This is a genomic window from Streptomyces sp. SCPE 10 (genome assembly GCF_051980735.1).
GTDB classification, from domain to species: Bacteria; Actinomycetota; Actinomycetes; order Streptomycetales; family Streptomycetaceae; genus Streptomyces; species Streptomyces misionensis.
This window is the reverse complement of the sequence record NZ_CP197069.1, coordinates 6,062,526-6,076,642: the sequence shown is the minus strand read 5'-3', so window position 1 is coordinate 6,076,642 and position 14,117 is coordinate 6,062,526. Positions and strand designations below refer to the sequence as shown.

The 14,117-nt window shown below is 73.9% G+C and carries 11 protein-coding genes; 3 read left to right on the top strand and 8 right to left on the bottom strand.

Annotated elements, in window-relative coordinates:
• Window positions 1-70: 70 nt before the first annotated feature.
• Window positions 71-640 (bottom strand): DUF1707 and FHA domain-containing protein, encoded by a 570-nt coding sequence (locus ACSP97_RS27890; RefSeq protein ID WP_355148300.1) that lies wholly within the window; start codon window positions 638-640, stop codon window positions 71-73.
• A gap of 201 nt (window positions 641-841) precedes the next feature.
• Here ACSP97_RS27890 and treZ point away from each other — a divergent pair, with 201 nt between their 5' ends.
• Window positions 842-2,587 (top strand): malto-oligosyltrehalose trehalohydrolase, encoded by a 1,746-nt coding sequence (treZ, locus tag ACSP97_RS27885; RefSeq protein ID WP_440554787.1) that lies wholly within the window; start codon window positions 842-844, stop codon window positions 2,585-2,587.
• Window positions 2,588-2,913: 326 nt separating this feature from the next.
• Here treZ and ACSP97_RS27880 read toward each other — a convergent pair whose 3' ends face one another.
• From ACSP97_RS27880 to cyc2, 4 genes are all read right to left on the bottom strand, one after another.
• On the bottom strand, window positions 2,914-4,152 hold the full coding sequence (locus ACSP97_RS27880; RefSeq protein WP_440554785.1) for a hypothetical protein: 1,239 nt from the start codon (window positions 4,150-4,152) through the stop codon (window positions 2,914-2,916).
• Window positions 4,153-4,412: 260 nt separating this feature from the next.
• On the bottom strand, window positions 4,413-5,357 hold the full coding sequence (locus tag ACSP97_RS27875) for an aminoglycoside phosphotransferase family protein (protein WP_355322438.1): 945 nt from the start codon (window positions 5,355-5,357) through the stop codon (window positions 4,413-4,415).
• A 60-nt stretch (window positions 5,358-5,417) separates the two neighbouring features.
• Complete coding sequence (locus tag ACSP97_RS27870) at window positions 5,418-6,545, bottom strand: aminopeptidase P family protein (RefSeq protein WP_355148308.1); 1,128 nt, start codon at window positions 6,543-6,545, stop codon at window positions 5,418-5,420.
• Window positions 6,546-6,826: 281 nt separating this feature from the next.
• Entirely contained in the window at window positions 6,827-8,989 is a 2,163-nt protein-coding gene (cyc2, locus tag ACSP97_RS27865) for a germacradienol/geosmin synthase Cyc2 (protein WP_355322436.1), read from the bottom strand.
• Window positions 8,990-9,122: 133 nt separating this feature from the next.
• Between cyc2 and ACSP97_RS27860 the strand changes: the two genes are divergently transcribed.
• Together ACSP97_RS27860 and ACSP97_RS27855 are read left to right on the top strand one after the other, a co-directional pair.
• A complete protein-coding gene (locus ACSP97_RS27860; protein ID WP_355532484.1) occupies window positions 9,123-9,932 on the top strand; it encodes an alpha/beta fold hydrolase in 810 nt (269 codons plus the stop codon).
• Window positions 9,929-11,209 carry a cytochrome P450 gene (locus ACSP97_RS27855; RefSeq protein WP_440554780.1) on the top strand — a complete coding sequence of 427 codons (1,281 nt, stop codon included), beginning with the start codon at window positions 9,929-9,931 and terminating at the stop codon, window positions 11,207-11,209. Before ACSP97_RS27860 ends, ACSP97_RS27855 begins: the two co-directional genes overlap by 4 nt.
• Here the strand turns inward: ACSP97_RS27855 and ACSP97_RS27850 are convergent.
• The 3 genes from ACSP97_RS27850 to ACSP97_RS27840 all read right to left on the bottom strand — a co-directional run bounded on the left by ACSP97_RS27850 (window position 11,202) and on the right by ACSP97_RS27840 (window position 14,012).
• The gene (locus tag ACSP97_RS27850) at window positions 11,202-12,377 is read right to left on the bottom strand and encodes a damage-control phosphatase ARMT1 family protein (protein WP_364728062.1); all 1,176 of its coding nucleotides are present in this window, start codon (window positions 12,375-12,377) and stop codon (window positions 11,202-11,204) included. The genes ACSP97_RS27855 and ACSP97_RS27850 overlap by 8 nt on opposite strands.
• A gap of 22 nt (window positions 12,378-12,399) precedes the next feature.
• On the bottom strand, window positions 12,400-13,044 hold the full coding sequence (locus ACSP97_RS27845; protein ID WP_355148318.1) for a ScbR family autoregulator-binding transcription factor: 645 nt from the start codon (window positions 13,042-13,044) through the stop codon (window positions 12,400-12,402).
• Window positions 13,045-13,361: 317 nt separating this feature from the next.
• Window positions 13,362-14,012 carry a Tat pathway signal sequence domain protein gene (locus tag ACSP97_RS27840; RefSeq protein WP_355148320.1) on the bottom strand — a complete coding sequence of 217 codons (651 nt, stop codon included), beginning with the start codon at window positions 14,010-14,012 and terminating at the stop codon, window positions 13,362-13,364.
• Window positions 14,013-14,117 lie beyond the last annotated feature (105 nt).

Genomic DNA, 14,117 nt, shown 5'->3' with positions numbered 1-14,117 from the left:
GCATCGGCAGGACGCCCGGCGTGCCGCAGGGCGAGTCACCCGTTCGCACCACCGCGGCCGGTACGGGCGCTCAGCTCACCGCCAGCCGGTAAGCCACCCGCCCGAAGGCGACCTGGTCGCCCTCGCGGACCGCGACCGCGCCGATGACCCGGCGGCCGTTGACGGTGGTGCCGTTGGTGGAACCGAGGTCCCTGAGGATCCACAGACCGCCCTGGTGGCTGAGTTCGGCGTGCACCCGGGAGACGGTCTCGTGGGTCAGCCGCAGCCCGTTGCCCGGGTCGCGGCCGATGCGCAGCGGACGCAGGTGCTCCGGTCCGGGCAGCAGCAGCTTGGGCAGCCGCTCGGCCTGCCAGGCGCGGCGCAGTCGTACCGTGAACCCGGAGACCGCCTCGACGCTGCCGAACAGCGCGCGGGAGAAACGGTTCTCGCGGGGCAGGTCGGCGACGAGGACGGCGATCTCGTCGGCGTGGCGGGCGCCGAGCACCAGTTCCATGCGGCGCACGAACGTGTCGTGCGACAGCCGGCCCTTGGCGACCCCGTCCCGCAGCACCTCCAGCGCCCTCTCCCGCTCCGCGTCGGACAACCGCGCGGACGCCGGTACGGGGGCGGAGGAGGTGGAGAACTCGAAGGACGACGTCACGCTTGTGATTGTCGGTCAGCGGACGTCGGGTGTCCAGAAAGCGGGGAACCGGCGCCCGCGCGCGGCCACTTCCGCACGGGCCGCCGGGAAACGTTCCACGACACCTGGGAGGAAAGGCCCCGATTCGAAAGCGGATTGATCGTCCGGACGGCACGATGGGGACGCGGGACATCACGGTGAGCAGACGAAGGGGAACCGTCCGTGCAGTTCGAGGTGTGGGCACCGCAGGCAGACCGAGTGACGCTCCAGTGCGAGGGCGTGGCGCACCCGTTGGGGCGCGATCCCGAGCGGGCGGGCTGGTGGAGGGGGGAGGCGGAGGCCAGCGACGGCGCGCGCTACGGGTTCGCGCTGGACGACGGTCCGGTGCTGCCCGACCCGCGCTCGCGCCGCCAGCCGGACGGCCCGGACGGGCTCAGCGCGGTCGTGGAGCACGAGCGGTACACCTGGCGCGCCGACTGGCCGGGGCGGGCGCTGCCGGGCGCGGTGCTCTACGAGCTGCACGTGGGCACGTACACCCCCGAGGGCACCCTGGACGCGGCCGCCGCCCGCCTCGGCCACCTGGCCGAACTGGGCGTCACGCACGTGGAGTTGATGCCTCTGTGCCCGTTCCCGGGGCGGCACGGCTGGGGGTACGAGGGGGTGTCGCCGTGGGCGGTGCACGAGCCGTACGGCGGCCCCGAGGCGCTGAAGCGGTTCGTGGACCGGGCGCACGAGCTGGGCCTGGCCGTGGTCCTGGACGTGGTGCACAACCATCTGGGGCCCTCCGGGAACCATCTCCCGCGTTTCGGGCCGTACTTCACGGACGCGTACACCACCCCGTGGGGAGCGGCGGTCAACCTGGACGCGCCCGGCTCGGACGAGGTGCGGGCGTTCCTGATCGGCAGCGCGCTGGCCTGGCTGCGGGACTACCGGCTGGACGGGCTGCGCCTGGACGCGGTGCACGCGCTCTACGACACCCGCGCCCGCCACTTCCTGGAGGAGCTGTCCGCCGCGGTGGACGACCTCGCGGCCGAGCTGGGCCGGCCGCTGTCGCTGATCGCCGAGTCCGATCTCAACAACCCCCGGTTCATCACCCCGCGCGCGGAGCACGGGCTCGGGCTGCACGCGCAGTGGAACGACGACTTCCACCACGCCCTGCACACCGCGCTGACCGGCGAGTCCCAGGGCTACTACGCGGACTTCGCGCGCGCCCCCTTCGCCGCGCTGGCCAAGACGCTCACCGGGGGCTACTTCCACGACGGCACCTACTCCAGCTTCCGGGGCCGGCACCACGGGCGTCCGCTGGACCGGGCGCGGGTGGGCGGGCACCGGCTGCTCGGCTACAGCCAGACCCACGACCAGGTCGGCAACCGCGCCCAGGGCGACCGGCTCTCCGCCCACCTCTCCCCCGGACTGCTGGCGTGCGCCGCGACGCTCGTGCTGACCGCGCCGTTCACCCCGATGCTGTTCATGGGCGAGGAGTGGGCGGCCGGCACGCCCTGGCAGTTCTTCACCGACCACACCGACCCCGGGCTGGCGGAGGCGGTACGGCGGGGCAGGCGGCGGGAGTTCGCGGCGCACGGCTGGGCCGAGGAGGACGTACCGGATCCGCAGGACCCGGCGACCCGGGAGCGGTCCTGCCTGGACTGGTCGGAGCCCGGGCGTCCGCCGCACGCCCGGGTGCTGGACTGGTACCGGCGGCTGATCGCACTGCGCCGCGAGCAGCCGGACCTCACCGATCCCGACCTCGCCGACACCAAGGTGGCCTACGACGAGGAGGCCCGCTGGCTGGCCTTCCGGCGCGGGGACGTCCGGGTCGCCGTCAACCTGGGCAAGGACCCGGCCGCCATCCCGCTGGGCAGCCGCCCCGCGCTGGTCCTCGCCGCGTGGGAACCGGTGGCGGCGCCGGGGGCGGACGGGCTGCTCCAGCTCCCCGGCGAGTCCTGCGTGGTGCTCGCCCAGCCCTGATCTCATCCACCGGCCGGGCGTGCCCCGGTGCCCGGGGTGTCCCGCGGCGGGCGGACCAGCCGGGTGGCGAGGCGGTAGTGGACGCGGATGCCGCGGTACTCCCGGCCGGCGGCGACCGTGTCGGGGAGGTTGGTCCGCTCGCTGCGTGACGACGACTCCCGTTCGCCGGTGCCGGGGAAACCGACGGCCGTCCGGGGCTCGTCCTCGAAGCGGAGCCGGTCACCGCGGACGGTCGCCTCGAACGAGATGTCCGGGTGCGGCGGTCGGGCGGTGCCGGCCGCGGGCGGGGAGCGGTCCGCCGCTCCCGGGGTGGGACGTGCGGCCGTTCACGGCGGCTCCTGCCGCCGGCGCGCGGTGCGCCGCCTGCGGGGCGGGGCCGGGTCCTCGTCCGCGCCGTCCTCGTCGCGGGCCCGGCGGGCCCGGGCGGTACGGCCGGGTTCGGTCCGGCCGGCCTCGGTGCGGTCGCCTCGCCGGGTGGCCCGGCGCGCCGCCGAGGTGGCCGTGCGACGAGCCGCGCCGCGCTCCGCCGAGGTGGCGCTCCGCGCGGTTCCCGGGGCACCTTCGACGGCGTCCTCGGCGGTGCCCGCGGCCCGCCGCGCGGTGGGCCCCGCCTCGCCCACGGCCCTCCCGGCCCCCCTCGCGACCCGGCCGGTCTCCCGCACCGCGCCGCCCGCGCCCGTCCCGGCGTCGCTCACGACCCGGCCCGCCCGCTCACCGACGTCCTCCACCATCCGCCCGGCCCCGGCCCCGACGTCCTCGACCACTCGTCCCGCCCCACCACCGACATCCTCCACCGCACGCCCCGCCCCACCACCGACATCCTCCACCGCACGCCCCGCCCCACCACCGACATCCTCGACGGCCGCGCCCGCGCCCGTCCCCACGTCCCGCACGGCGTGTCCGGCGCCGCGGCCGACCTCGTCCACCGCGGAGCCCGCACCCCGGCCCACGTACTCGACCGCGCCCCCGGCGCCGCGTCCGATGTCCCGCACGGCGTACCCGGCACCGTGGCCGACCTCCTCGACGGCCCGGCCCGCCCCGCTGCCGAGTTCGCCGACGGCCTGCCGGGCGCCGCCGCCGACGTCCCGTACCGCCGACCCGAGTCCGCCCGCCAGTTCCTCCAGGATCTGCGGATTGCGGTCGAGGGTGGTGAGCACCCGGTTGATGATCAGCGCGACGTTGTCGAGCCGCACCCTCAGCTGGGCCTGCGCCTCCACGCCCGAGATGCCCAGGTGCACCCGCCCGAGGGAGACGTCGGCGCCCACGTTCAGCCTCAGCAGGTCCAGCACCTCGGCCTGGAGCGAGACGTGGGCGCGCAGGTCCTCCACGTCCAGGTCGATCTCGTCGACCCTCAGCTGCGGGACGTCCAGGAAGACGTCGGGCTCCACGTCGGCCCGGGTGCGCGAGGGCGCCGCGACGTACGCGTCGGCTTCCCCGGCCTCCTCGTCGTACCACTCGGGTTCCGCGTCCTCGTCGGGTTCTTCGGCCGCGTCCTCGTCGTACTCCTCGGGCTCCTCGACGGCTTCCTCGTCGTTCTCGGCGTCGTTCTCGGCGTCGTCGCGCATCCTCGCACCTCCGCGAGCCGGGCGGGCGATCTGTCCGTTCCCTCCCAGTATGGTGAGCGGCGGGGTGGGAGCCACAGGCGGCAGGGCGCCGTCGCCGTCCCCGTGGGCCCGCCCGGACCGCGCCCCGGGCGTTCCCCGGCGGGGCCTCGCGGCACGCGGGCGGTGGCGCGCCGGTGGGCCGGACGGGTGACGGCGGCGGGCGGGCGGATGGTTGACGGCGGCGGGGCGTACGGGGGCCGCGGCGGTTCAGGAGGGTCGGGTCAGGGCTCTTCGCCGGCCGTTTTGAAGTCCGTCAGCCGCTCCAGCAGGATCGGCTCCCAGGCCCGCTGCAGCTGGGTGCGCAGCAGGGGCAGGGAGCCGGTGGCGCGGCCGTCGAGGTGTTCGGTGAGCCGCAGGACGGTGTCGCAGCGGGCGAGCCACAGGCCGCGCAGACAGGGGCGGGCGCCGTAGCCGGCGAGGGTGGCGGCGCGGACGGCGGCCGGGGAGCCGACGGCGACGGCGAGTCCGGCGATGTCCTCGGCGGGGTCGCCGAGCACCGCCTCCGTCCAGTCCAGGATGCCGCGCACCCGCCCGTCCGCGCTGACCACCACGTGTTCGCCGGACAGGCCGTGGTGGGTGAGCACGGCCGCGCCGGGCTTGGTGGCGAGCTGGGCGGCGCCGGCGGGGGTCAGCTGGTGCATCCGCTCGGCGTCGAACTCGTCGGCGGCGGCGAGCCGTTCGGCCGCGTGCACGGCCATCCGGCGCAGCGCCTCCAGGGACCGGGGTGCGGAACGCGGCACGCCGAGCGACTCGGCCTGGCGGGCCGGCACCGCGCGCAGCCCGTTGAGCAGTCCGGCGAGGTCCGCCTCGCCGGCCGCCGAGACGTCGTGTTCCTCGGCGGTGCCGCCGGGCACCACGGTGTCGAGGGTGCAGGCGAGACCGGGCACCCAGTCGGCGTGCGCCACGCTGGTGGGCACGGCCACCGGGACGTGCGGGCGGACCAGGGCGCGCAGCCGCAGTTCCCGGCGGCGGCGGGCGGAGGCCTCCCGGTCGGGGGCGAGGCGCAGCACCCGGCGGGCGCCGACCCACCAGGTGTACGGGTGGCCCGCACGGACGGGCCGGACGTCCGGTGCGTGCGCGCCCTCGGTGTCCTCCGGGTGGTCCTTGAGCAGCGAACGGACCACTGCGCGGACGCTGTCCGGGGTGGGGATCGGTGCCTGGGTCATGGGGTCCTGCGTTGCCGTTCCGGTGTCGTCGGGGTGGCCTCCCGGCCCTTTCCGGGCCTGTCAGTCCACTACGACCATCTCACGGGTGGTGTTGTTGAGGCGGCGGCCACCGTCCTCGGTCACCGTGACGATGTCCTCGATGCGCACCCCGAAGCGGCCGGGCAGATAGATGCCGGGCTCCACGGAGAAGCACATCCCGGGCACCAGCGGCAGTTCCTCGCCCTCGATCATGTACGGCGGCTCGTGCGTGGTGACGCCGATGCCGTGCCCGGTGCGGTGGATGAAGTACTCGCCGTATCCGGCGTCGGTGATCACCGCGCGGGCGGCGCGGTCGACCTCCTGGCAGGCAACGCCCGGCCGCACCGCCTGGCAGCCGGCCTCCTGGGCGGCGCGCACGACGTCGTGGACCCGGCGCTCCTCCTCGGTGGGCTCGCCGACGTGCACCGTGCGCGTGGTGTCGGAGCCGTAGCCGTCCTTCAGGCCGCCGAAGTCGAGGACGACCATGTCGCCGCGCCGGATGACGCGGTCGCCGACCTCGTGGTGCGGGTTGGCGCCGTTGGGTCCGGAGCCGACGATGGTGAAGTCGACCTGGGAGTGGCCGAAGCGGCGCAGCAGCGCGGCGAGGTCATGGCCGACGTCGGACTCGCGGCGCCCGGCGAAGGGCATCTTGCGGATCTCCTCGAACGCCGCGTCGGCCGCGGCCCCGGCGGCCGCGAGCAGTTCCACCTCGGCGGCGTCCTTGACGGCGCGCAGCATGGGCAGGGCCTCGGTGAGGGCGGCGTAGGAGCTGTCCGGCAGGGTGCGCTGGAGGCCCAGCACGTGCATCGCCCAGGTGTTGTCGCTGATGCCGTACCGGCCGCGGCCGTCGAGGAGGTCGGCGGTGACGGCGTAGGGATCCTTGCCGTCGGTCCAGTCGCGCAGCGTCAGCACCTCGCCGGCGGCGGAGTGCTCGGCGTCCGGGGCCTCCAGGGTGGGGACGACGAGCACCGGGTCCCGGCCGGGGGCGAGGACCAGCAGGGTGAGCCGCTCGGTGATCGCGGTGGGGGTGTAGCCGGTCAGCCACACCAGGTCCGGGCCGGGTGCCACGAGCAGCCCGGCGAGACCGGCGTCGGCCGCGGCGCGGGTGGCGCGCTCCATGCGGGCCCTGTGGTCGGCGGCGCTGAAGGGCGTGGTCGTGGTACCGGTCATCCGGGCCTCCGGGCGGATCTCGCTGGTCGGGCGGGTGGCGCGACGGTTTGGTGGCGTCCCGGGCAGCATCCTGCCCGCCCGGCCCGGCCGACGCGAGCCCATTCGGCGATCCCGCGCCCGCGACGGACGCCGCGGGACGCGGCCACCGGACCGGCCCGGCCGGGACCCGACCGGATCGGACCGGTGGCCGGGACCCGGACCGTGGCCGGGACCCGGTCGCGAATGCTCGCCGCAGTTCCCCGAATGCCCCGTTCCGTGCGAGAAGACTCGGAATCTTCCGGTCAGCCCGGTGTGAGCACCGGCCGTGCGGGCATGCGGTCGGGCAGGAAGCGGTGGGCGCGCCGGCTCAGCCACGCGTCCTGGTAACGGTCCACGCTCCGGTGCCAGTTGAGGATGCCGGCCAGCCAGTTCTGCAGATCGAGGACGTAGCCGTCCATCGCCCTGCGGGCCTCCTGCGACAGCTCGAAGTCGTCGTAGAGGACGGGGAGTTCGTGGGCGACCACGTGCTCGAACTGCTGCATGCGCTGGGTGGTGAGGTCGTGCACGACGCCGAGCGCGGTCGGGTAGTCGATGCCGAAGAAGTTCTGCACGACCAGGATCGCGTTGTGGATCTCGCCCTCGTACTCGATCTCCTTCTGGTACGAGAAGATGTCGTTGAGCAGACAGGCGTAGTCGATGGCGGCGTTCTCCAGGGAGCGCACCGGGCCGCTGCGGTACACCTCCGGCGGGATCGCCGGGCCGTGGCCCATCCGGCACAGGCTCAGGGTGAGGTCGGAGCCGAAGGTGGAGCGGCGCATCTCCAGGTAGTCGACCGGGTCGGGGACGCGGTTCTGCACCTGGTTGGACAGTTCCCACACCCAGCTCTCGGTCATGGTGTCCACGGCGGCCTTGAGGGTGCGCCGCTGGTCGGCGGTCATCTCGGCGGTGGTGCGCGCCCACAGGTCGATCAGGGAGCGTTCCATGGCGTTGCCGGGCACGAGCGCGGGCTCGCCCTCGACGGGCATGCAGGCGGACAGCCGGGCGGTGGTCAGGCGGGCGGCGGCCAGGTCCCTGCGGTGCCCGTAGACGAGCGGGTAGTAGTCGTCGCCGTAGGTGCCGAAGGCGAGCCACTGGGCGCTGAGGTCGAGGGCCTCGGGGGTGGCGTCGGGGTCGAGTCCGGCGGAGCACAGGGCGAGGTCGTAGGCGCGCAGCTTGTCCTCGTCCCAGACGCCCTCCTGGAGGATGCCGACCTGGTCGCACCAGGTGCGCAGATTGCGGCGGGCGGCGTCGAGGTGGGGGCTCAGCGTCAGCGGGAACGGCATGTGGAACTCGGGCAGGATCGACGGGCCGACCTTCTGGTAGGGCACGTGCGAGTAGGCGCGCAGGCGCTCCTGGGCGGCGGCGGCGAGCAGGGTGCCGATGTGGGCGGCGGAGGTGCCGGGGCCGCTCGGCAGCTGCCAGGGCGAACTGCTGCGCGCGCCCTGGTTCATGTAGCGGCTGGAGCGCAGGTGCCATTCGTGGCCGCCGGACTGCCAGTCCTGGAGTCCCTTGGTGTACGCGGCGATCGCGGCCGTCTCGGCCGGGGTGAGGCCGTTCTCCAGGGCGACGGCGGGGACTTCGGTGAGCGCGGTGTGCTCGAACTGGTGCAGGCGCGAGGTGAGGATGTCGTTGACGGTGTCGGCGGCCTGCTGCGTGGTGCAGCCGAAGAAGGTCTCCAGGACGAGCACGCCGTTGCTGTTCTCGCCCTCCTCCTCGACCTCGCGCTGGTAGGAGAACAGGTCGTTGCGCAGGTGGACGGCGTCGGCGAAGGTCTCCATGAGCACCCGCAGCGGCCGGCTCCCGGCGACGGCCGCGGGTACCTCGGCGGTGGCGTACTCCACGAGTCCGGCGGACCAGGGGGCGCCGCCGACCTTGCGGCGCATCTCGATGTACTCGACGGGGTTGGCGATGCGCCCCTCGTTGATGTTCGACAGCTCCCACATCGACTCGTTGAGCAGGTGCTCGGTGGCGACGGAGAAGCGGTGGCGCCAGTCCACCGACATCGACGGCACCGTGCGCGCCCACAGGTCCTTCAGGCCTGCCTCGACCGGGTTCTGCGGCTCCGGTACGGGGGTCGCCGGGTCGAGCGGCATGAACAGCGGCAGCCGGTCGAGGTGGGCCTTGCCGGCGGCGCGGTCCTGGGTGCGCTTGTACATGTCCAGGAAGTGGTCGTCGAAGAAGAAGACCCACACGTACCAGTCGGTGATCAGCGAGAGGGCGGGCCCGTCGCAGTCGGGGTGGGTGTAGGCGCACAGCAGTCCGTAGTCGTGCGCCTCCAGATCGGCCTGGTCCCAGATCCCGGAGCCCTCCAGCATGCCCATCTCCCGGGCCCACGCGGTGGAGTGGGCCCGGGCCTCGTCCAGGTGCGGATTGAGCCGTGCGGGATACGGCATGTAGAAGTGCGGGAGTTCGAACGGCTGCGTCATGGCCCGGCCCTACCCGTGCCCCTCAACCCCCATCCGCCACGCGGGACATGATCACACCATCGCGTGAACCAGCGCCGAGGTCCGCCCCGTCCGCGCTCTTGCCGTGCTTCGGCGCGAGGGACACGGTAGGCGCATGAACTCCTTCGTGCTGCCCCATGAGGTGCACGGCGACGGCGCCCACCAGGTGTTCGCCGTGCACGGCTGGTTCGCCGACCGGTCCGCCTACGCGGCCGTGCTGCCGGACCTGGACCGCACCGCCTTCACCTATGTGCCGGTCGATCTGCGCGGCTACGGCGAGGCCCGGGACGTCACCGGGTCCTTCACGACGGCCGAGGCGGCCGCCGATCTCCTCGCGCTGGCCGACCGGCTGGGCTGGGCGCGGTTCTCGGTGATCGGGCACTCCATGGGCGGCGCGGTGGCCCAGCGGCTGCTCGCGCTCGCCCCGGACCGGCTGCGCCGGATCGTCGGCGTCTCCCCGGTGCCCGCCTCGGGCATGCCGCTTTCGGGCGAGCAGGGCGCGCTGTTCACGGAGGCGGCGCACAAGGCGGGGAACCGGCGCGCGATCCTCGACTTCACCACCGGGGGCCGCCGTCCCGCCGCCTGGCTGGACCGGATGGTGGCGCGCTCCCTGGAGCGCAGCGACGCCAAGGCGTTCCGGGCCTGGCTCGACTCGTGGGCGGGCGAGGACTTCCACACCGAGGTGGCGGGCGCCACGGTGCCCGCGCTGGCCGTGGCGGGCGAGCTGGACCCGGCGCTGTCCCCCGCGCTGATGCGGCGGACATGGCTGTCCTGGTACCCGCACGGCCATCTCGTCACCCTGCCCGGCGCCGGCCACTACGCGATGGACGAGGCACCGCTGGACCTGATCCGGGTCGTGGAGGACTTCCTGCGCGCGGACGGGGAGGACAGAGCGGTCGGGGCGGACGGGGGTGATCCGGCGTGAGCGGTGCGGAGTCGGGGCGGGCGCCCGGCCCCGGTGAGGTGCCGGACGTCTTCGACCCGCGCCGATACGCCGCCGCCGTGCCCTACGACGACTACCGCGCGCTGCGCGAGCGGCGGCCGGTGGTCTGGCAGGAGGAGCCCGAGGTGCTGGGCTGGCCGGCCGGGCCCGGGTTCTGGGCGGTGACGCGGCACGCGGACGTCGTACGGGTCCTGAAGGACTCGGGCACGTACTCGTCGTACCTCGGCGCGACCCAGATCCGGGACCCCGACCCGGAGGACCTGCCGTTCATCCGGCGCATGATGCTCAACCAGGACCCGCCGCAGCACGGCAGGCTGCGGCGGCTGGTGAGCCGGGCGTTCACCCCGGGCCGGATCGAGCGGTTCGCGCAGGTCGCCCGGGAGCGGGCCCGGACGCTGCTCGCGGGGGCGCTGGAGCGGGCCGCCGAGGGCGACGGCACGGTCGACCTGGTGGCGGCCGTCACCGACGAGTACGCCCTGCTGAACCTGACCGACCTGCTGGGCGTCCCGGAGCACGACCGGCGGCTGCTGCTGCGGTGGACCCACCGGGTGATCGGCTACCAGGACCCGGACGAGGCCGGCCCCCCGGCGCGGGACCAGGCGGGCCGGCCGGTGAATCCGCGCTCCCCGGCGATGCTGCGGGACATGTTCGGCTACGCGCAACAGTTGGCTGTATACAAACGACGGTATCCCGCCGACGACATCCTGACGACCCTCAGCCACGACGCGGAACTCACCGGCCCCGAGCTGGAGATGTTCTTCTTCCTGCTCACCATCGCCGGCAACGACACCGTCCGCAGCGCGGCCCCCGGCGGACTGCTGGCCCTGGCCGAGCACCCGCAGGCGTACGACCTGTTGCGCACCGGAAGGGCGGAACTCGCACCGGCCGTGGAGGAGTTGCTGCGCTGGCACCCGCCCGTGCTGACCTTCCGGCGCACCGCGGCCGAGGACACCGAGCTGGCGGGCCGGCGCATCAGGGCGGGCGACAAGGTCGTGGTCTTCCACGCCTCCGCCAACCGCGACGAGCGGGTCTTCACCGACCCGGACCGGCTCGACCTCGGCCGCTCCCCCAACCCGCACGTCTCCTTCGGCGACGGTCCGCACGTCTGCATGGGCGCGCACTTCGCCCGGCTGCAACTGCGCGTCCTCTACGAGGAAGTGCTGCGCGCCCTGCCCGTCCTGCGCCCCGCCGGACCGCCCGAGCGGCTGGTGTCCAACTTCATCAACGGCATCAAGTCGCTGCCATTGCGCATCACTTGACCTGGATCAGCGCGTGCGTGCCGGCGGTGCGCCAGCGCTGCTCCTCCGCCGCCACCAGCTCCGCCTCGGTCCCGGCGGACAGGCCGGTGATCACCTCGGACTTCAGGGTGCGCAGCGCGGCGACGGGGCCCGGGAAGTACGCGGTCGCCGCCGCGAAGGACGTGGTCGGCGGCCACATCCGGTCGCCCACCAGCCGGCGGTAGTTGAGGTCGCCCTTGAGCACGGTGAGGGTCGCGGCGGCGAACTCGGCGCGCAGGTCGTCCGGCATCCGCTCGTACGGCAGCGGAGCGCAGGAGAAAGGGTGGGCGCGCACGGCGAGCCGGCCGTCGGACAGCGCCGACCACAGCAGCCGCCCGTACTCGGCGGCCTCGCCGGGAGCGGCGCGGAGCCGGTCCAGGGCGTCGAGCACATCGGCGGTGGTGGCGTCCGAGACGTAGTACGGGTACGGCTTGACGTGCAGCACCGCCCGCGCGGCCCGGCCCCCGGCGAAGAGGTGGGCGATCAGCAGCAGGTCGGGGACGAGTTCGCGGCCCGCGTTGTCCGCGACCAGGACGAGGGTCGCGTCCCCGCCGGGCGGCAGCAGCGCCCACAGCCGTGCGCTGTCGTCCGCGACCAGCGCGGGCGCGGGCGCGCGCTTCTCGGCTCCCTCGGCGGAGAGCCGGAAGCCCAGGTCGGCGCGGTTGCCCCAGAGCGAGCCGTGCAGCAGGGCCCGTCCGCGCTCCGGTTCCGGCAGCTCCCGCAGTCCGTCGAGGGCGGCGAGTTCCCGGTCCGTCTCCGGGGCGTCCAGCTCGGCGCGCTTGACGGGCCGGAAGGGATCGATGCCCTGCCAGGCGCCGGGGCCGAAGTAGCCGACCGCCGCCAGCAGTTGGCGGTAGAAGTAGCTTTCGGACCACAGCCACGGCACGTCGTACCAGCGCTGTCCGGTGTACGCGTCCGCTCCCCACTCCTGCCAGCGCTCGCGGTCCGGGGCGTCGTCGGGCAGCGGCTCGATGGTGCCCTCGGTGCAGCTCGCCAGCAGTGCGTCCAGCGCCCTTTGCTGTACGGGGGCGTACGGGAAGGCGTCGCGCACCTGCCGGATGATCGCCGGGTGCCGCTCGGCCAGGACGCTGTGCGGGAAGGAACCGGGTACGTTGCCGAGGATCACGGGTGCGAACGGGGTGTCGGGCATGTCCGTCACCGTACCGCGCGGTTCAGGCGGTTCTGATCTCCCGCTCCAGCTGCGTGGCGAGGGTGACGTAGCGGGGGCGGCGGTGCACCGGGACCAGGCCGCGGATCATCAGGTGCCACATCTCGGCGACCCGGCGCGGCAGCCGCCCCACCGGTTCGAACCGGCCGGTGACCCGGGTGCCGAAGAAGAAGCAGACGAGCGAGTGGGCGGCGGCGGCGACGTCGAGGTCGCTGTGCACATCGGCCTCCCGCACGGCCCCGCTGAACTTGCGGGCGGCGAACTCCAGCCATTCGGTGTAGGGGTGGCGCAGCGGCGGCCGTACGGCGACGTCGGCGGTGGCGAGGCGGAGCCCGGCGCGCGGCACCGGGTCGTCCACGGCGAGCCGGGCGACGCCGAAGGTGGTGCGCATCAGGCCCTCCAGGGAGGAGTAGCCGCGGCCCTCGACATCGGCCACGAGCTGCCGGGCCGCCCGGGCCTCCAGCTCCAGGATGGCGTGCGCCAGGTCCTCCTTGGCGGCGAAGTGGAAGTAGAGGGCACCCTTGGTGACCTTCGCGTGTGCGACGATGTCGCTGAGGCTGGTGGACTCGTAGCCGTGCTGGTCGAACAGATCCGCGGCGGCGGAGATGATCGTCGACCGGGTCTGTTCGGCGCGTAACTGCCTCGCCATCGTGGGACCCCTCCTCGCGAGAAGAACGAACGGGACATGCGGTTTGTTTTAACCCCTTGCATACGATAACTCACCGAATGCCAACGGGAGTCCGGCGTGCGAGGGCCCGGCACCGGCCTCGAACGGCAGGTCGACGGCCGCCTGGCGCACCCATGATCGCCACGATACGAGGCGGACGGCCGGCTCCTCAACGGGGCCTTGGGGGCGGCCGGGTGCACGCACAGCACGGCGGCGCCGTCCCGGTGGGGGTGCCCACCGGGACGGCGCCGCCTCGCGCCATGTTCAGGCAGTGCCGGTCAAACCACCGTTCGTACAGGTCAGTTGACGAACACCTTGGCCCCGCCGTCGGTCACCGGCGCGTACTTGGCCGAGAAGTAGGCCGTGGAGAAGCACAGCGACGAGCCGGAGATCTTGGTGAACTGCTGGTTGGTGAAGGTGATGCTGTTGTCGCTGTTGTCCGCCTTGCCGGTGAGGCTCGGGCCCTGGTAGACGCAGGTGACGCTGCCCAGCAGGGTGTTGAGCTTGACCGTGGACTGGATGACGGAACCGCTGCGAGGCGTGACGGTGAGGGTGCCGTCGGAGGCGACCGTCGCCGAGTAGGGCAGGTTGTCGATGGTGATGCCGCCGACGCTGAGCACACCGGTGACATTGCTGGTGCAGTTGGTCGCGGTGTGCGCGGTGACGGACTCGGTGGCGGTGCCGGGGGCGGTCGGGTTGCCGGTGACCGAGGCGGTGAACTGGGAGCTGCTGCACTTCACGCCGCTGGTGCCGGTGGCGCTGGAGTAGAAGGTGGCGTTGGTGCCGCTCGCCAGGGGCGCGGTGAGGGTGTCGCCGACCGCGACGGCGGTGCCGCCGGCGCTGCCCGTGGTCAGGACCGCACCGGCCGCGGAGGCGGGGCCGGCCGACACGAGGGCGAGAGCGGTGGCGGTGGCGGTGCCGGCGAGGGCGACGAGGATTCGCGTACGCATGCGGGTGCCTCTCTGCTAAGTGGGGTTGGGGACGTGGGGGGTGGCGGGCGGTGCAGAGGTGGTGCGCCCTGGTACGGGGGTGGTACGCGTCGTACCCGGGTGGTA